Genomic DNA, 18,861 nt, shown 5'->3' with positions numbered 1-18,861 from the left:
GCCTCGAAGCGCATGCGCGAAGCGCGAGTCTCGAGGCCGAAACGGCGAGACGGGCCTCAACCCTTGGAGGTGTCTCGCAAAACTCGACGCATGCGGGTTGCGTCGGCATTCGACGTCCGGATCGGCATGCGGACCCACGCGAGCAGCAGACCGCTGCCGCCCTCGCGGCCGCCGGGCCGCGCTGTGCCGCAGCGGGTGTTCGGCATCACTGGTGCGTGCTGATCAACCATGCACTTCCGTGCGGTTGTCCCGGAGGGTGACGAAGCCCCGCTGGAAATTCTGCTGGACTCCGCCCGGGATCGCGAACTCGTCGCTGATCGGGAAACCGAGCCGACCGGCTTCGTAACCTGCGTCACGCCAGGCATCCATGATGGGTCCGTCGCGAACCGCCCACGCGCCGGACAGGGGACTCCAGTAGATGCTGCCGCCCTCGAAGCGGGTGAACTGGCCGAGGTCTTTCAGCGGGGCCTGGGCGGCGGCCGGGAAACCGAGCCGGCTGTTCTCGAAGCCGAGCTCGGCGTATTTGGCCAGGATCATCCCTTCGACGCGATGTGCGCCGGTGGCGGGGCTGAAGTAGAAGGGGCCGCCTTCGAAGGACTGGACCGCGCCGTCGCGGTTCGGCGTCTTCACTTCGGGGCCGACCGGGTAGCGCGCGGGGCCGCCCTCGAAGCCCTGCCTGCCCCATTCCTCGAGGATCGCGCCGCGCACCACCTGCGCGCCCGTTTCCGGGGTCCAGTAGAGCGAGCCGTGCCGGAACGGCTGGAAGCGGCCGCGGCCGTCCGGTAGCGGCTGTTCGGCGCCGGTCGGCAGCCCGAGACCGCCACGGGGCCCGGCCGCCGCCTGGTAGCCCCCGCCGATCCGGCCGGCCACCGGATACGCCCCGCTGTCCGGGGAGTAGAAAACGCGGCCGTGGCGGAAGTCTTGAGCCAGCCCGCCGGGGACCTGGTATTCGCCGGTGAGGCAGTCGCCGAGCCAGCCGTTGCCGCCGGTGACCGCGCCGATGGCGCCCGCGACCGCGCATTCGGGCTTGCCGGCGGGCACCCCGAGCGCGCCGGCCGCCTGCGACCACGACTGCCGCATTTCGAAATCCCAATACGGCCAGGTGTGGGTACCCGCGGCCCGGTAGTTCACGGTCGCGGGGATTCCCAGCTCGCCGAGTTTGTCCACGAAGTTCTGTGAGGTCAACAGGGCCAGTGTCTCCAGGCCCATCCCGAACATATTGGTGCTCACCCCCGGAATTTCGCCGCCCTCGTCGTGTTTGCCGGAGACACCGGTCCCGCTGGAGATGTAGAGCGATTTACCTTTCAGCCGATCGGCGAGCAGCAGCGGATCGTGTTCTTCCCACTGCGGGCTTCCGGGCGGTCCCCACATGGCACCGGAGTCGAAGCCGCCCGCGTCGGCCATTGCCAACCGAATAGCCTGCGGCATACCGAGGCTGGTGGTCGTGAGAAAACCCGAATAGGAAGCGGCGTATTTCACGAACTCCGGATTGCGCGCGGCCAGGAACATTGCGGCCGTTCCGCCCATGGACAGTCCGGCGATTCCCCTGGACGAGGTGGCGCGCCACTGACTCTCCAGCAGCGGGGGGAGTTCCTTGGTGAGAAAGGTCTCCCATTTGTAGTTCTTACCGTTGTCCGGTTGCAGCCAGTCGGAGTAGAAACTCGATTGCCCGCCGACCGGCAGCACCACGGTCGTGTTCTTGTCGGCGTAGAAATCCACCGCCCCGGCGTCCTTTATCCAGCCGTTCTCGTCGTCGGTGGCACGCAGGCCGTCGAGCATGTACAGCACCGGGAACTTCGCGTCCGGCTGAGCGTTCCAGTCCCGGGCGAGCAACAGCCGCACCTGGATCGGGACGCCCATGGCGGGCGAGTCGACCCAGACGGCCACATCGCGGTCGGTGTGCCAGACCACATTCCGGATCGTGGCAGGGGACGCGGCAACGGTCGGCTGGGCGACGGCGGGAGCCTGTGCTGCGGCGAAGGGAAGCACCAGCGCGGCGGCCCAGGCCGTCAGCTGCCGCCGGGCGCGTCCGCGGGACCCGCCGACCGTCGTCCCCCGGTGTGCGCGTGTCATCCCTGCCACCCACTGTTTGTACCGCCGCGGCGTGCGGATATCCGGGAGGACGCGCGGACAGCAAACCAGTTCGCCACCGCCGTGCGGTCCGACGACAACGGCGCCACCTGCTTCGATACGAAGCGGGTGGCGCCGTTGGGGAGAACTATCGGTTCAGCGGCAACCGAATGGCGTGCCTTCGATCACCAGCCGTTGGTGGAATCCAGGAACATCTTGCGCGAGGCGAAGAGCTGGCCCTCCCAGTACTTCCAGGAGTGGGTGCCCACATTCGGGAAGTCGAAGTGGGCGTTGATGCCCAGTGTCTTCAGGCGGGCCTGGAAGGCACGGGTGTTCACCAGCGACAGCGCTTCCAGCGCCATGGCGTTACCGGTGTTGAACGCGCCGACCGCACCGGCCGGCTTGTCGTACGGACCGGGCAGGCCGCTGGCCGCCGAGATGTACATGGGCAGGCCACGCAGCTGCGGGGCGAACACGAACGGGTCCATCCGCAGCCACTGCGGGCTCCACGGCGCGGCCATCGAGTCGACGTTGAATTTGCCGGCGTCCAGCATGGCGATACGGATGGCCTCACGCATACCCGGCGCCGAGATGTTCAGGTAGCCGGAGTAGGCGGCGGCCGAGCGGAACTGGTCGCGATGGTAGGCGGCCAGGGCCAGGGCGGCACTACCGCCCATGGACAGACCCGCGATCGCGTTGTTGGTCCGCGACACGCCGTGGCCCTCGAGGAAGGCGGGGAGTTCCCGGGTCAGGAAGGTCTCCCACTTGTAGGTGAACTTCTGCCCGTTGGTGTTGCTGGGCGAGTACCAGTCGGCGTAGAAGCTCGACTGGCCGCCGACCGGCATGATCAGGGAGATGTTGTCGTTGCCGAACTGCTCCAGCGCGTTGGTCTCGAAAGACCAGGCATTGCGGTCGTCGCGGGCGCGCAGGCCGTCGAGCAGGTAGAGGCCGGCATTGCCGCCGCGCGCCGCCCACTGCACCTGGACCTTGATCGGACCCATGCTGGAGGGAACCAGCAGTTCTTCGAAAGCGCCGCGCTTGACCGGTGCCGCGGGCGAAGCCAGCGCGGTCGGGGCCGCGATACCTGCCGCGACGGGTAGCGCGAGCACTGCCGCACCGATAGCCAGAATCCGGTTACGCCAGCCGCGGGGTGCCCGCGACCGCCCGGTACTTCTCTTCGGGCCGGCTGCCCTGCCGAAACGCATGAATTCTGCTCTCTTTCTGCTGTTGTGGCGTTGTCGCTACCGCTGTGCGGACAACACCCCGTTTCTTCTCGGCGGCGCCGGCGACCGGGTCCCGACCTACCACTGGGCCGACAGCGCTACAACGATCTGGTCACAGATGTGCTCGCTAGACTTTATTCGACCTCATCGAGCCGAGCAAGGCCGTGCTGATCGGCGGGCCGAAATCCGCCGCGAGAACCGCTGTGATCGCCCCGTGACGATACCTTGCCGGAGCGTTGATGTCTCGGCGGGCCGGGATATTCGGCTGTTATCGAAATCGCGCTCCGACCTGGCCTGTGTAACGGAATACCAACCGAGGACGAATTCCTATCGACAGCAGTGTGCCCGCCCCGAACGATTCCTTCCGGGCGGGCACACTGCACTGCGTGCGGGGCCCCGCGAACGGGGCCCCGAACTGGCGTTATCCGATATTCGCCGACAAATCGGGGAGCATCCGGTACACCTCGGCCTCCCAGTAAGTCCAGGAGTGAATACCGGTCGCCGGGAACGAGTAGGTGACATTGTTCGCGCCCAGTGTCATCATCCGCACCTGGAATGCCCGGGTGTTGGCCAACGCGAGAGCCTCGAGCCCCATACCGTTGATCGTGTTGCCGTTGAACCCGTCGGCGGGCCCGGGCAGCGCGCTGCCGGCGGAGATCCACAGCCGGGTGTTGTGATCGCGCAGCAGCGGCGCGAAGACGAACGGGTCCATCCGCAGCCACTGCGGGCCCCAGGGCGGCGCCATGGAATCCACGTTGTAGCCGCCGGCGTCGATCATGGCGGTCCGAATGGCCTCGCGCATACCGGGCGCGGAAACATTGAGGTAGCCGGAGTAGGACCCGGCGAAGCTGAACTGATCGGGGTGGTAGGCGGCCAGGGCGAGGGCGCCGCTACCGCCCATCGACAATCCGAAGACGCCGTTGCGGTTCGGGTTGAAGCCGAGCCGGTCGCGCAGGGCCCAGCGCAGATGCTGGTTGATGAAGGTCTCCCAGGCGTAGCGGTAGCTCTTGCCCGGACCCTCGGAGATCACGTTGAGGGCCCCGGAGCCGGAGGACGAACCCGTCGGCGGGAGCCCGAGGAAGGAGCTGGCCGCGTTCCAATCCGCGTAGAAGCTGGACATACCGCCGATCGGCATGACGACGTTGATGTTCCAGTCGGTCAGCGCGTTGGCGACGTTGGTGTCGTTCTCCCAGCCGCTGTGCGTTTCGGGAGCGCGCATACCGTCGAGGGCGTAGACCACTCGGCTGGTGTTGCCGTCCTTGGCGCGGAAAACCCGCGACCTGATCGGGCCCATCTCCGGTGAGTCGACCCAGAAATCGAAGCCGGCCGGATTGGGGGCCGCCTCGACCCGGGGGGCCACATCGGACAGAGCCACCGCGAGGGGGGCCAGTAGCGCCACCGCCACACCCATCGCCCATCGCTGTACCCACCGCCGGGTACGCACCGATCCGGGTCTGCGCGCACTTCGCATTCGACTAGACCTTTCGCCTGGACAGCCGGACAGCAAGTACCTAGCTACATTACCGGCCCCATCTCGGATACATAGACCACAGCGCCCATCGGGAGATGGAAGCCGTTATCTGGATACATGTTCCTGGTACATCAATCGGCTATACCCGCGTTCATGTTGCCGAATAGTGTCGTAGGTCACAGTCGCTTGCGAGGTGGCGTACACATTTGTTGCCGAACCAGCCGACAATACCCCTTGGCAACAATTGCGCAAAGACATCGGCCGGACAGTGCCGGCCGCGGCCGGTCAGCCGATGTTCGCCGACAGATCCGGGATCATCCGGTAGACCTCGGTCGCCCAGTACTGCCAGTTGTGCACGCCGACGGCCGGGAAGTCGTAGGTGGCGTTGGTCGCGCCCAGCGTCATCATCCGCACCTGGAACGCCCGGGTGTTGGCCAGCGCCAGTGCCTCCAGGCCCATCGCGCTGATCGTGTCGAAGCTCAGACCGTCGGTGGCGGCCGGGAGACCGCTGCCGGCCGAAATCCACAGCCGGGTGTTGTGCTGGCGCAGCTGCGGCGCGAACACGAACGGATCCATCCGCAGCCACTGCGGGCTCCACGGCGGCGCCATGGCGTCGATATTGAAACCGCCGGCGTCGAGCATTGCCACCCGCAGCGCCTCCCGCATACCGGGCGCGGAAACGTTCAGATATCCGGAGTAGGAACCCGCGTACCGGAACTGATCGGGGTGGTAGGCCGCCAGGGCCAGGGCCGCGCTGCCGCCCATGGACAGCCCGAACACACCATTGCCGTTCGGGTTGAAACCGAGCCGGTCGCGCAGCGCCCAGCGCAGATTGCGGGTCAGGAAGGTTTCCCACTTGTAGGTGGTGGTCCGCCCGACTCCGGCCGCCGACCCCGAGGCCAGGCCGGAACCCGAATCGGCCGCCGACCCGGTGACACCACCGGCGCTACCCGAGCTGCCCAGCCCGAAGAAGTCGCTCGGCGCGTTCCAGTCCGCGTAGAAGCTCGACCGGCCGCCCACCGGCATGACCACATTGATATTCCACTTGGTCAGTTCCCGCGCGACATCGGTATCGATCTCCCAGCCATTGAGGTCGTCGCGGGCACGCATCCCGTCCAGGGCGTACACGACGCGCGCGGTGTTGCCGTCGGCGGCGCGGAACACGCGCGACTTGATCGGCCCCATCTCCGAATCGACCCAGAAATCTATCCCACCGGGATCGAACTGGGCCGACGCCGGGGCCGCGGGCCCGGCCACCGAGGCGCCGACCGGGAGCAGCGCTGCCAGGGACAGCAGCACCGTGCGCTTCAGCCGACCGCCCAGCCCCGGACGTGAGCTCCGGACATCACGGCCGATAACCCCTCGCATGTGTTCCCGCCCTCCGTCGTGCGACCCACGGCCGCGCAGTACGACTACCGGTCCCCGGCCCGGATGAGCCCGGGGCCGGACGCCAGCACTTTAACCCGACCACCGTTCACCCGCCCACCAGGAATACGCAGAAGCGGCCGGCGGCCGAACCACGGTCAGGGAATCAGCAGTTCAGCGCGCCGGTGGTATCGGATCGACGAGACCACAGCGTTGAATCTCATATTTCGGCACCCGATCGATGCGGTACGCGGCGAACTCGAAGGCGTGCAGCAGATTGTGCTTGAACCGCTCCAGCGTGAGCGGGCCTTTGTACGAGAGCGTGAGCGCGTAGGTGTCCGGGCACGACATCGCCACCCGAGCCTGTTTCACCCAATCCTCGTCCATGTACCAGGGCAGCCAGGGCTTGATGTCGACCATGCCGGTCTCCACGATCACCCAGTCCGCGTACAGGCTCTTGTCGTGCCCGATCCGGCCGTCGGTGAGCCGATCGGTGTGCGCGGCCAGGGGGTAGGCCAGGCCCATCGGATCGATGACCCGGACATCCAGGGGGACGTTCATGCTGGTCATGCCGAGGTTCAGGAAGTAGACCGTATGCCCGTATCCACCCGGCGGGATGGGCAGCGGCGGCGGGGCGATGTACCACATCATGAACGACGGCGAATTGAGCAGCAGCCCGCCGTCCGGTGTGTTCTCGATCGCCTCCACCATGGGGCGCATCCGAGCGTAGTCGAGGTAGTCCTCGGCGCGGATGGGGTGATCGTGACCGGTGTTGAGCACGTAGTAGATCCGCTCGTCCGCGATCCCGGACTTGTTGATGTGGGTGCCGGACTTGATGGCGGTGGTACCCGACGCCAGCAGCGCCCACGCCACCGTGCCCACCAGCGCGACGACCAGGAACGCGAAGGTAGGGGCCTCGCGGCGGGTCAGTGATCGCAGACCGCCCTCGGGCAGCCGCACCGGAAGCACCGCGACCGGTAGCAGGAACAGGAAGAGCTGCGGCAGCAGCATCCGCCCGTGCATGAAATCGCCGCCGACGCGCAGCGCGTAGATCGTGAGCAGCATCGCGGCACCGAGCACCAGCGCCACCACTGCGGACGGTGAACGCAACCGCTCCCGGAACTGCCGCAGCCGACCGGCCGCGGGGTCCACCGCGGTACCGGTATCCGGGCGCAGGTAATGTGCCCGCGCGGCGACCAGGCCCGCGGCCAGCAGGACGACGAGCGGTACGTAGAGGTAGTAGGGACCGGCCAGATCCCACAGGTAGGTGAAGCCCTGGCCCCATTTCGCCCCGCCCGCGTCCTTGGCGACCGCGGTGTTGGGGTAGGGCAGGCCGTAGTAACCCATCCGCCAGATCTGGTAGAGCAGCGGAACCGCGCCGGCGACCGCTACCACGACGCCCCGCAGCAGCCACGGGCGCAGCCGAGATCGCGGCATCGGCGCACAGAAGACGAGCAGCAGCGCCAGGCCGCCCACCACGGTCATCTCGGGCCGGACCAACGGTGCCAGACCGGCCAGGAAGGCCAGGCCCAGCAGCCGGGGCGCGGTCGGCCGTTCGGCCTTGCTCCACCGGACCAGCAGCAGCCACAGCAGCGCGATCCAGCAGATGACCAGGCAGTTCTCCAGCCCGGAAGTCACGTAGTCGCGGGCGGGCGGTACGGAGATGTAGGCCAGCGCTCCGGCGGGCAGCAGCAGCGTCGAGGAGTCGGGGCCCCAGAGTTTGCCGGTGCCGAGCATCGCGAACAGCACCGCCAGCAGTGACAGTGTCAGCGCGACACCGAGCACCACGTATTCCAGCCGGCCCTGGGTGAGCCAGCTGAAGAACCAGACGACATAGGTCCAGGCCGTACTGGTGTTGGTCTCCACCCGTTCGCCCGCGTTGAAGACCGGACCGTTGCCGGCCAGCAGGTTGCGGACGGTACGCAACACGATGAGCCCGTCGTCGGCGATCCAGCGCCGTTCCCAGCCACCGAACGCGAACAGGGCGACGGTCACCAGAATGCCGCCCGCGAACACCGCCCGCGAGACCGAGCGACCCGGCGAGCGCCGCCGCTCGGTGGCAGCGCGCTCGTCGGGCTGTTCTGTTTCGGCTACCGCAATCTCGTCAGAAGAGATAGACAGCGACACCTACCGCTCCAATCCAGGCGATGGCGAGCAACTGCAGGACGCGATCGCCGAACGCGATCTCCTCGGGCTCACCGGCCTCACCACCGTCGACATCCACGGCGTAGCGCAGGATCGCGACGGTGAACGGGATCATCGAGAGGGCGAACCATTCGGTGTCCTTGGCCGCGCCCTGTTCGAAGGCCCACAGACCGTAGAAGACCACCACCGCGGTCGCGGCCAGACTCCAGATGAACCGTAGGTAGGTCGGGGTGTAGTACTCCAGCGATTTACGGATCTTCGCACCGGTGGACAGCGCCAGTTGTAGCTCGGCGTAGCGCTTACCGGCCGCCATGAACAGCGAGCCGAAGGCCATGATGAGCAGGAACCACTGGGACAGCGGGATTCCCGCCGCCACACCGCCGGCGATCGCACGCAACAGGAAGCCGGAGGACACGATGCAGATGTCCAGGACCGCCTGGTGTTTGAGACCGAAGCAGTACGCCAGCTGCACCCCGATGTACACGCCCATCGTGACGGCCAGCTGCCAGGACGCCAGGAACGACAGCGCCAGCGAACCGAGCAGCAGCACCGCCGACAGCGCGAAGGCGAGATTCACCGGGACCACACCGGCGGCGATCGGACGGAACCGCTTGGTGGGGTGGGCCCGGTCGGCCTCGACATCCATCGCGTCGTTGGTGAGGTAGACACCGGACGCGGCCATACAGAAGACGATGAAGGCGATGGCCACATTGGCGAGCACATCGAGATCGGTCACCGAACCCGCCGCCATCGGGGCGGCCAGCACGAGGACGTTCTTCACCCACTGGCGCGGACGAGCTGCCTTGACCAGGCCCCCGACCAGCGTTTTGGGAGGCCCTTTCACTTCGGCTTCGGCCAGATCGGCGCCGGTGGGCTCTTCACTCATGGCGGGCAGCGCCTTTTCGTCTTGTGCGGTCACTGTCGAGTCTCTTTTCGGCGGCGAGCAGGGCGGCGGCGGACGCGGCACCGAGCGCGGAACCGGCGAGCACATCGGAGGGGTAATGCACCCCGAGCACGACTCTGGACAGCAACATCGGCGGTACGAGCACCGCAGGCAAGGGTAGCCCGGTCAGTTTTCCGAGTAGCACCGCCGCCGCGGTTGTCGAGGTCGCGTGCGAGGAGGGGAAGCTCAACTTGCTCGGTGTCGATACGCTGACCTGCACCGATGGCGCGTGCGGGCGGGGCCGGCGGACGATCCGCTTGATCACGATGGACGCCGCGTGCGCCCCCACCGCGCCGACCGCCACCCCAGCCCACTGCCGACGCCGGGGTTTGTCGACCAGCGCGCCCACCGCGGCGATACCGACCCAGCCGAGCGCGTGCTCCCCGAAATGCGACATACCGCGTGCCGCCGCGATCACCGGCGGGGTCGCGATGGCGCCCTGAACCGCTTCGAGGATCTTGACTTCCGCCGGTGCCCGGCCGGTACCCGAATCCTGCAGGCTCGGGTTCATGGCGTTCACCGCTGGCTCTCCTCGCTGCTGTCGATCCCGAAAACCTTCTCCCACGCCGCCGTACCGGTGAGTTCCGCGTGCGCGGCGCGGTAGCGCCCCCGCATCTCCGGCAGTCGCGCGGCGAGTTCCTTGCGCAGCCGCAGCGCTTCCCGGAGCAGACCGTAGGCCTGGCGGGGGTCGCGCTTGCGATACACCACGCCGCGCCCGTCCGCGGTGGTGACGGTGACCCCGTCGACCTGCGAGAGCAGGAACCAGCGCGCATCCAGCGTGGGCACGTTCAGCTGGGGCCGGTCGTGGTGCTCCTCATGCGCCGGACGCAGATTGTGCAGCAGGCCCTTGCCGAGCCGCACGATCTTGGCGATCGGATTGGCGGGCTCGCCCACCGCGCCGACCCCGATTCCGCTGGCCAGCGGGAGTTCGGTGGAAGAGGGCAGGATCACCGCGTCCGGATACTGTTTGCGCAGTTCGTGTACCGCGCCGAGCGCGCTCGGCAACAGTTCGAACAGGCGCTGCGGACCGGCCAGGAAATCGCGGATCGCCAGATTCTGGATGGCGACCGTCGAATATTCCAGGCAGAGCAGGTGTTTGAGGGTCGCCTTGACCGTGTGGGCGATCATGCTCCGGCCGTTGCCCGGCTGGTACAGGGCGGCGACTACCAGGCGATTGCGCAGGTGGAAGTACGCCTGCCAGTCGATCGCGTCGTCCTTGTCGCTCCACGCCATATGCCAGACCGCGGCGCCGGGCAGGGTGACCGTCGGATATCCGGCTTCCCGGGCGCGCAACCCGTATTCGACATCGTCCCATTTCAGGAACAGCGGTAGCGGCTGGCCGAGTTGTTCGGCCACCTGCCGCGGGATGACGCAGGTCCACCAGCCGTTGAAATCGCCATCGATACGCCGGTGCAGCAGTTTCGAATTGTCGCGGTCGCGCAGCGGGTATTTGGCGAAATCGTGGTCGTAATCGACATTCGGCGCGGCCGACCACATGAAGATGTTGCGGTCGACGACCTCACCCATCACATGCAGATGGGAACGCTCCTGCAGGTTGAGCATCTGGCCGCCCACCAGCACCGGCGATTTCGCGAATCGGGCGAAGGCCAGCGCGCGCAGGATCGAATCCGGCTCGATCTCGATATCGTCGTCCATGTAGACGATGAATTCGGCACTGGTGGTTTTCAGCGCCTCGTACATCACCCGGCTGTACCCGCCCGACCCGCCGAGATTCGGCTGATCGTGAATGGCGAGCCGGGCGCCGAGGACGGCGGCCGCCTCGTCGAATCCGGGCTCGTCGACGACCTTGCGGGTGCCCTGATCGGGGATGATCACCGCGTCGATCTGCGCCAGCACCAGCGGATCGGCACCGAGCGCTTTCAGCGTGGTGACCGCGTCGGTGGGGCGGTTGAAGGTCGGCATACCAACCGCGATCCGGCCCTCTCCGGGCGCCTCGATCGGCGCGTACCAACCTCCGGACACCAGGGTGACCGCGGTGTCGGTGGTGATGTCGAACCAGAGCCAGCCGCCGTCCTCGAACGGGCCGAAATCGGCCTCCATCTCGACCGACACCGTCTCCGCGCCGGAGGCCACCGCGAATTCACGGCCCTGGACATGGATACGGGAACCGTCGGCCTTCGAGCGGTACAGGTCGACACGGCCGTGCCCGGCCAGCTCCAGCCGCAGCACCACCGAGTCGAGCATGCTCCAGCGCCGCCAGTAGCTGGCCGGCAGCGCGTTGAAATAGGTGCAGAACGACACCTCGGACTCCGCACCGATCGACAGCGAGGTCCGGGTGGTGGCGTGGGCGCGCCGCGCGTTGGTCGCCGACTCCTCCAGGTAGAGGGTGCGCACATCCAGCGGCTCGCCAGGCCGGGGCAGGATCACCCGTTGCAGTAGCGATTTCGCTCGGGTCGCGGACGCACTGGGCGCCAGTGATGCAGAGATCATACGTCGTTGTTCTCCTCGGCCAGCGGCGCACCTGTCTCCAGGTGCGGACGCAGCACATTGTCGAACATGTTCAGCGCGCTCGCGATGGCCATGTGCATGTCCAGGTACTGATAGGTACCGAGGCGGCCGCCGAACAAGACCTGCGCGCCGACGGTCTCCTTCTTGGCCAGCTCGCGATACGCGGCCAGTTTGGCCCGGTCCTCGGGGGTGTTGATCGGATAGTACGGTTCGTCGCCGGTCTTGGCGAAACGCGAGTATTCGCGCATGATCACCGTCTTGTCGGTCGGGTAGTCCCGTTCCGGGTGGAAATGCCGCGGCTCGATGATCCGGGTGTAGGGCGGATCGGCGTCGTTGTAGTTCACCACCGAGGTGCCCTGGAAATCGCCGGTGGGCAGCACCTCGGTTTCGAAGTCGATGGTGCGCCAGCCCAGCTCACCCTCGGCGTAGTCGAAGTAGCGGTCCAGCGGGCCGGTGTACACCACCGGGGCGTCCGGATTCTGCGCGCGCAGCTCGTCGCGGACATCGAACCAGTCGGTATCCACCCGGACCTCGATCAGGTCACTGGCGGCCATGTTCTCCAGCCACTTCGTGTACCCCTCCTTGGGCAGGCCCTCGTAGGTGTCGTTGAAGTAGCGGTTGTCGAAGGTGTAGCGGACCGGGAGCCGGGTGATATTGCCGGCGGGCAATTCCTTGGGGTCGGTCTGCCACTGTTTGGCGGTGTAGTCGCGGACGAACGCCTCGTACAGCGGGCGCCCGATCAGCGAGATGGCTTTTTCCTCGAGGTTCTGCGCGTCGGCGGTCTCGATCTCGGCGGACTGCTCGGCGATCAGTGCGCGAGCCTCGTCCGGGGTGAAATACCGGCCGAAGAATTGCGACACCAGGCCCAGCCCCATCGGGAACTGGTACGCCTGACCTTTGTGCAGGGCGAAAACGCGATGCTGGTAGCCGGTGAACTCGGTGAACTGCGTGACATAGTCCCAGACCCGTTTGTTCGAGGTATGGAACAGATGCGCGCCATATTTGTGGATCTCGATACCGGTTTCCGGTTCGGGTTCCGAATAGGCATTACCGCCGATATGCGGGCGGCGATCCAGCACGAGGACTCTCTTGCCCAGTAAGTTCGCGCTGCGCTCGGCGATGGTCAGCCCGAAGAAGCCGGAGCCGACGACGATCAAGTCGAACTGTGCGGTGTTATCTGAGTTACCCGGAGACGATGCGGCGGTCACGGGAGCCCAGCGTATCGGAAGCGTTTCCCGGCGCCAGTCGGAGTCGGAAGGTCAGGGGTCTTGCCAGGTGAGCGGCTTCCCGCGCCGTCCGTCGCGGAAAACACGCGCCGGGGCCGGTGCGGTCCGGCCCCCCGGCGCGGGAAAAGTGCCGTTCACCGGCCCTGTCAGCGGTAGCCGTACGGGGCGACGCCGTAGGCACCGACCGGAACGGGCGTGCGGGCGGCCTCGATCCATCGTCTGGTGGGGGCGATGGCGGCCAGCACGAGGGTGAGGACCGCGAAGAGCGGAGCACCGAGAACGCTGATACCGCCACCGACGGCGACCACACCGATCACGACGACGGTCAGCACGATCGAGAGCACGCAACCGAGGATGACCATCACTCGGCCGGTATTGCTGCGACGCAGCAGCAGGATGCCGCCGGTCAGGAGCAACAGAGCAAGGACGCTGTAGGCGATGCCGAGCACCACACCGGTACCTGCGAGGTCGAAATCGAAATCGATATCGGGCCCGCTGGAACTCGAACTGGAACTGCTCCGGCGGCGGGCGCCGGTGGCCAGGACGGCGCCGTTGGTCAGCGAACTCTCGGAGGTGGCCGAGGCGAGCACGAACATTCCGAAGGCGGACAACGCACTGGCGACCCCACCCAGCAGGGCGAGAATCCCGGCGGTGATACCGGTCCCGCCGCTGGGCGGCGCCTGATAACCGTAGGTGGCGGCGAACTGCGGTCCCGGCGCATAGCCCATCTGCTGTGCAGGCGGGGGCGGATAGGCGGGCGGCGGCGAATACGGCGCCGATGGAAACGGCGGGCCGGGCTGTTGCGGCGGGTGACCATACGGATAACTCACGGGACCTCCCCCTCGTCACGGTTTCGGGCACTGTACCGCGCGTCGCCGGCGACCATCGGCGCGCCGATTCCCGGCAAATGTGAAACACGAGCACCCGCACACGTATTCGTATGCGGGTGCTCGGCGGACACCTTCGCTATTCGAGATTGTTCTCGGCGTAGATGCGCATCGCGTCCCGGATCAGTTCCGCCGTGCCTTCCGCGTGTACGTCGTAGTTGGCTCCGAAACGTTCGTCGGCGACATACATTTCACCCAGGCCCGTGAATTCCCGCGCGCCGGGACGGCGGCCCTGCCGGCCGCCGGTCACCCATTCGTAATGCCGCGCGGTGATCTCCTGGACCTCGGCGCTGTCCGGTGTGAGCCCGGCTCTACGCGCCCGCCCGAAGGCCGCGGCGATATCGAGCTGCGCCTGCTGGAACGCCTGTTTCTCCGCGGCGCTCAGCGAACGCCACCAGCGGTCGCCGCCCTCGTAGGCGTCCTTGCCCCAGCGTTCGACGACCTCGTCCTTGTACTGCGTGTGATCGAATTCCTCGAAGACTTCCGCCGCCACGAGTCGTTCACCTCTTTCCAACTTGCCCAATGTGGTGTGTACCGACACGATCCGGCGGCCGATCCGGTCCTGTTCCTGCCGCAGCAGGTCCAGCTGGGCGCGCAGCGCGGTGCTCGCGTCACGCTCCCCGGCGAGGATCTCGCCGATCACCGGCAGGCCCACGCCGAGTTCACGTAGCAGCAGGATCCGTTGCAGCCGGACCAGCGAGCGCTCGTCGTAGTAGCGGTAGCCGTTCACGCCGATCCGGCTGGGCGGCAACAGCCCCAGCTGCCCGTAGTGGCGCAGGGTGCGGCTGGTGGTTCCGGCCGCTTTCGCCAGATCCTGGATGGACCATTCGTTGCTGCGGGAACCCGCGCCCACGACCTTCACCTCTTCCGTTCCGCGTCGGTGCCACCAGCCTGCAAGTTGACGCAACGTAAAGGTCAAGCCGTCCGGCGACGGCGGCGACTAGAACACCTCGGTGGTCTCCATTCTCGTCGGGATCTGCTGGGCTCCGGGTACGGGCGCGGGCCGGTCGCCGTCGATCATGCCGGACCCGGCGGGGTGGGTGCCGAACTCCGGTGTGCTGTCCGGTGCGGCGCGGCCGGCCGGCATCCGGCCGGGAATCGTCGCCGCCTCGGAATCGGCCGCGCCCGGCCCGGAGCCGCCGGGTTCGGTATCGGCGGGCGCCGCGCCGTCGGCGCTGCCGGCCCCGTCGGTGAGGCCGGGTACGAGCTGCATCAGCGTGTCGAAGTCGACGACCTGCGCGCCCAGGTCGGCGGTGTACACGATGACGCCGTTCTCGAACAGCCGGTATTTGCCCGCGTCCTCGGGCAGGGGCAGTTCCGGGGTGACGGGCAATCCGAGCGCGCCCTGCATACCGCCCGTCTCCGCGTAGGCGGTATCGATCGGCGAGGGGGTCGCGCTCGGCGCGACGCCCGGGAGCGTCCCGCCCGGGGAGACCGGGAGCGAGCCTTCCGGGGTACGCGGCACCGGTGCACCCGATTTCCTGCCCTCCGGCGAGGCCTCGTTCCACGGTTCGGTGGTTTCCGGAGCGGCGCCCTCCGGTAGCGGGTTCACCGGCGGTGGTAGCGGCATCGGTGTGGTGACCGTGAGTTCGGCGGGTGTCGGTCCCACCTCCAAGGCCTGGATATCGGCCGGCGCCCCGCCGTCGGGTGCGGCGGAGTACTCGGCGCGCAGGATCCGCCCGTCGCGCAGCAGTACCCGGCCGGCCGTGGTCTCCACCGCGGCGGTGGTCCGCGGGTCCTCCTGAGCGGTACCGCTGTAGACCTGGCAGTCGGTGGTATCGCAGGTCTGTGCGTAGGGCCAGCGGGTTTCGGCGAGCGCGTAGGACCGGGCGGCGACCGCCTGGGCTTCCAGGGCGGCGGGCGCCCAGTCCGGCGGCATCTCCGCCGGGACCACGCCGAGCAGATAGTCCTGGATGTCCACCCGGTTGACGGTGCGGGTGTCCCCGTTCTCGGCGGCCACACCGAGGGACCCGCGGTAGGCGCCGCCGCCGCACAGCGTCAGATGCTCCGCCGCCGGACGGTTCGGGTTGGGGTCGATCGGATAGACCCACGGATCCTGGATCGGGTTCTCCCACCGGACCGGTCCGTCGCAGCCCTGGGTGACCACCGCGTGCGCGCCGCCGTCGGGTAACGGCGTGAGCCGGACGGCCTCGCCCGCCTGCAGTTCCTGTCCGGCGAGCCGCATACCGGCGGCGGAGGTGACGACCAGATCGGCGCCGTCCTGTTCCTGCAGCCGGACCGATACCGACGCCGGTCCGATGGTGCCGATCTCGGCGCCCGGATAGTAGTAGGCGAGGATCTGGTCGACGTTTTCCCCGTTGTCGGCGTTGCGCAGCGCACCGTGCTGACTCAGTCCGCGCCCGTGCCCCGGACCGGCCTCGGCAAGCATCCGGTATACCTCTCCCGGGCCGGGCACGAGAAGTGCCCCGCCGATGGCCAGAGCGGTCGCCCCGCAGGCGAGTAATGGGCCTGGACGGATCCGCCGGCCTCTCATCGACTGCGGCATACCAGGAACTACCAGTGTGTTCCCCAGACGCCCTGAGGCTTTCGGACGAGTCATGTTGTTTCGGTATGACATGCGAGCACTCCCATCGTCAGCCCGGACGCTTTCGACTCGGTACGACGTCGGCATGTCGTTTCGACCGGCCACGCTCCGGGAGCTACATTCGAGCGAACAGGAAAGCCTCAACCTCAGGTTTAGATTTGTGATGAATGTGGCTAGTGTGGTCCGTGGGACTGAAGTTCGCAAGCATGACTTGCTCACCGATCACTGGTTGCAACCCTGATTGGAGAAGCTCGTGCCCTACCGCAAACCGAAGCGTTCCTGTGTACTGCCGGTTGTCGCGTTAGTAGCGGTAGCGGGCCCGATCCTGCTGCCCACGGTCACCGACCCGGGCAAATCGACCGATCAGATCGAACTCACCGCGGTGCCGCCCCAGCTCACCGAACTCGCGCTGCGCAACGCCCCCGATACCGTGCTACCCCTGGGTGAACTGACCGGCCTCGACCTGCCGGACCTGCGCCTGGGCGATCTGCAGGCACTCGGCGTACCCGGCCTCACTCCGAACGGCACGACCACCCCCACCGATCCGAGCCGTCGGCTGCCCGGACGGCAGCCCGGTCTGGGGTTCGTCACCGCGGGCGGGCCCCCGCCCGCGGACACCCCCGCCCTCACCCCCGGCGTCATTCCGCCGGAATTCATGGACGCGGTCGGTGCGCAGGTCAAGGAACTGCACCGGGAACAGCCCTTCAGCATGGTCGCGCTGACCGCTTCGGACCTGGCGAATACCACTGTCATGATCCGGGCCGAACAGCCCGACGGCGGCTGGGGCCAGTGGTACGAAGCCAACCCGATCGACGGCGCCGACGGCGTGGCGGCCGGTGGCCCCACCGGCACCGACCCCATCTACGTCGGCAACACCACCTCGGTGCAGGTGCTCGTCACCCGGAAACCGCAGCCGCACGGCGATGATCCGCTCGGACGGACCCCCGCCGCGGCCGGTGGTCCGCAACAGCCGCCCGACCTCACCGCCGTCCTCATCGATCCCGGTCGCGGCGCGGTCGACGATCAACTCCAGGACATCGCCGCCGCCCTCCCCGGCGGCGGCCCCCGGGTCATCACCCGCAACCAGTGGGGCGCCGACGAATCGATCCGCTGCCAGGAGCCCACCTACGACGACGGGCTGGGCGGAATCACCGTGCATCACACGGCCGGCCGCAACGACTACAGCAAATCCGAATCGGCCGGGATCGTCCGCGCCATCTACGCGTACCACTCGCAGACCCTGGGTTGGTGCGATATGGGATACAACGCACTGGTCGACAAGTACGGGCAGATCTTCGAGGGTCGCTACGGGGGCCTGGACAAACCGGTGCAGGGCGCGCACGCGGGCGGTTTCAACGAGAACACCTCCGGAGTCGCGATCATGGGCGACTACCAGGTCGAACAGCCCACCGACGCCTCGATCGAGGCCGCCGGCAAATTCATCGGCTGGCGGGCCCGGATCGCCGGTCTCGACCCCAAGGGCCAGACCACCATGTATTCGGAGGGCACCGACTTCACCCCGTACGCGCAGGGTGAGGAAGTGCATCTACCGGTGGTTTTCGCGCACCGCGACGTCGGCAACACCAGCTGCCCCGGCGATGCCGCCTACGCGCAGATGGACCGGATCCGCACGATCGCCGCCGGCGAAGCGGGCGCGGCCCGGTCGTCGACCCCGCGTAGCCAGGCCGCCCGCTCGGATCTGGCCACGCTGGCCGATCTCACCGCCAAACTGCTGACCATGGTGAACGACAATGTGATCGCGAAATACTGGGTCTCCAAAGGCGGTCCGGACGGGCCGCTCGGCCAGGCCGCGTCCGAGCCGATGCCCGCGGCCCAGGGACAGCAGTACGCCGAATTCGTGAACGGCTACGTCTACACCACACCGGACGGCCAGGTGCACGAGGTCGTGGGCAAGGTCCTGGATCGTTTCCTGGAACTCGGCGCCGACACGGGTGCGCTCGGCCTGCCGCTCACCGACGCCTACCCGGTCCCCGAGGGGCTGCGCACCGACTTCCAGAACGGCTCCCTGATCCTGAACCAGGTGGCCGATATCGTCACCACCGTCTGGAAGACCTATAACGACACCTACCGGCAGCAGTCGCAGGGGCAGGGCACCCCGCCCGGCACCGCGCCACAGGCGATACCCGGCACCGGGTCGGTTCCGCGGGTGGCGGCACCGCCCGCACCCATCGCCGGGCCGGTCGACGGACAATCCCCGGTTCCGCAGGTCGCGGGCCCGGCCCCGGAGGCTGCGGTACCGCCCGCACCTGTCGCCGGGCCGGTCGAAGGACAATCCCCGGTTCCGCAGTCCGCGCCGGCGCCCGCCGCCGAGGCCGGTCCGCCGCCTGCGGCCGAAGCAGGTCCGGGGCCCGCCGCCGAGGCCGGTCCGGCACCTCCACCGGAGCCCGCGGCACCGCCCCCGCCGGCCGCCTGACCTCCGCGTACCGACCGCGGGGGGGGGGGGCCCCCCCCCCCCCGGGCGGGGGGGGGGGGGCCGGGGGTGGGGGGGGGCCCCCG

At 67.9% G+C, this 18,861-nt stretch carries 13 protein-coding genes; 1 reads left to right on the top strand and 12 read right to left on the bottom strand.

The window, feature by feature from the left end; all coding sequences use genetic code 11:
- Nucleotides 1-222: 222 nt before the first annotated feature.
- The 12 genes from ACLML9_RS19740 to ACLML9_RS19685 form a co-directional block, all read right to left on the bottom strand.
- Nucleotides 223-2,073, bottom strand: coding sequence for an alpha/beta hydrolase-fold protein (locus ACLML9_RS19740; RefSeq protein ID WP_411946913.1), 1,851 nt, complete (start codon nucleotides 2,071-2,073; stop codon nucleotides 223-225).
- A gap of 182 nt (nucleotides 2,074-2,255) precedes the next feature.
- Nucleotides 2,256-3,275, bottom strand: coding sequence for an alpha/beta hydrolase (locus ACLML9_RS19735; protein ID WP_081877174.1), 1,020 nt, complete (start codon nucleotides 3,273-3,275; stop codon nucleotides 2,256-2,258).
- Between the two features lie 439 nt (nucleotides 3,276-3,714).
- Nucleotides 3,715-4,764 carry an alpha/beta hydrolase gene (locus tag ACLML9_RS19730; RefSeq protein WP_411946912.1) on the bottom strand — a complete coding sequence of 350 codons (1,050 nt, stop codon included), beginning with the start codon at nucleotides 4,762-4,764 and terminating at the stop codon, nucleotides 3,715-3,717.
- A gap of 285 nt (nucleotides 4,765-5,049) precedes the next feature.
- Nucleotides 5,050-6,132, bottom strand: a complete 1,083-nt coding sequence (locus ACLML9_RS19725) for an alpha/beta hydrolase (protein WP_411946911.1) — start codon at nucleotides 6,130-6,132, stop codon at nucleotides 5,050-5,052.
- Between the two features lie 171 nt (nucleotides 6,133-6,303).
- Nucleotides 6,304-8,256, bottom strand: coding sequence for a flagellar motor control protein ZomB (gene zomB, locus ACLML9_RS19720; protein ID WP_411946910.1), 1,953 nt, complete (start codon nucleotides 8,254-8,256; stop codon nucleotides 6,304-6,306).
- Nucleotides 8,234-9,160, bottom strand: coding sequence for a decaprenyl-phosphate phosphoribosyltransferase (locus ACLML9_RS19715; RefSeq protein WP_411946915.1), 927 nt, complete (start codon nucleotides 9,158-9,160; stop codon nucleotides 8,234-8,236). Before ACLML9_RS19715 ends, zomB begins: the two co-directional genes overlap by 23 nt.
- On the bottom strand, nucleotides 9,153-9,728 hold the full coding sequence (locus tag ACLML9_RS19710) for a phosphatase PAP2 family protein (RefSeq protein WP_411946914.1): 576 nt from the start codon (nucleotides 9,726-9,728) through the stop codon (nucleotides 9,153-9,155). The genes ACLML9_RS19715 and ACLML9_RS19710 overlap by 8 nt, the downstream gene beginning before the upstream one ends.
- Before the next feature lie 5 nt (nucleotides 9,729-9,733).
- Complete coding sequence (locus tag ACLML9_RS19705) at nucleotides 9,734-11,668, bottom strand: glycosyltransferase (RefSeq protein WP_411946909.1); 1,935 nt, start codon at nucleotides 11,666-11,668, stop codon at nucleotides 9,734-9,736.
- Nucleotides 11,665-12,894, bottom strand: a complete 1,230-nt coding sequence (gene glf / locus ACLML9_RS19700) for a UDP-galactopyranose mutase (RefSeq protein ID WP_411946908.1) — start codon at nucleotides 12,892-12,894, stop codon at nucleotides 11,665-11,667. Before glf ends, ACLML9_RS19705 begins: the two co-directional genes overlap by 4 nt.
- Before the next feature lie 164 nt (nucleotides 12,895-13,058).
- Nucleotides 13,059-13,742 carry a hypothetical protein gene (locus ACLML9_RS19695; protein ID WP_411946907.1) on the bottom strand — a complete coding sequence of 228 codons (684 nt, stop codon included), beginning with the start codon at nucleotides 13,740-13,742 and terminating at the stop codon, nucleotides 13,059-13,061.
- 136 nt (nucleotides 13,743-13,878) lie between these two features.
- A complete protein-coding gene (locus tag ACLML9_RS19690) occupies nucleotides 13,879-14,652 on the bottom strand; it encodes a MerR family transcriptional regulator (protein ID WP_411946906.1) in 774 nt (257 codons plus the stop codon).
- Between the two features lie 87 nt (nucleotides 14,653-14,739).
- A complete protein-coding gene (locus ACLML9_RS19685) occupies nucleotides 14,740-16,188 on the bottom strand; it encodes a SpoIID/LytB domain-containing protein (protein ID WP_411946905.1) in 1,449 nt (482 codons plus the stop codon).
- A gap of 409 nt (nucleotides 16,189-16,597) precedes the next feature.
- Between ACLML9_RS19685 and ACLML9_RS19680 the strand changes: the two genes are divergently transcribed.
- Nucleotides 16,598-18,778, top strand: a complete 2,181-nt coding sequence (locus ACLML9_RS19680; protein ID WP_411946904.1) for an N-acetylmuramoyl-L-alanine amidase — start codon at nucleotides 16,598-16,600, stop codon at nucleotides 18,776-18,778.
- Nucleotides 18,779-18,861: the final 83 nt, after the last annotated feature.

It is taken from the genome of Nocardia sp. NPDC002869, assembly GCF_046764065.1.
GTDB classification, from domain to species: Bacteria; Actinomycetota; Actinomycetes; order Mycobacteriales; family Mycobacteriaceae; genus Nocardia; species Nocardia rhamnosiphila.
Note: the sequence above shows the minus strand (reverse complement) of the source record. Positions and strands in the feature narration are given on the sequence as shown.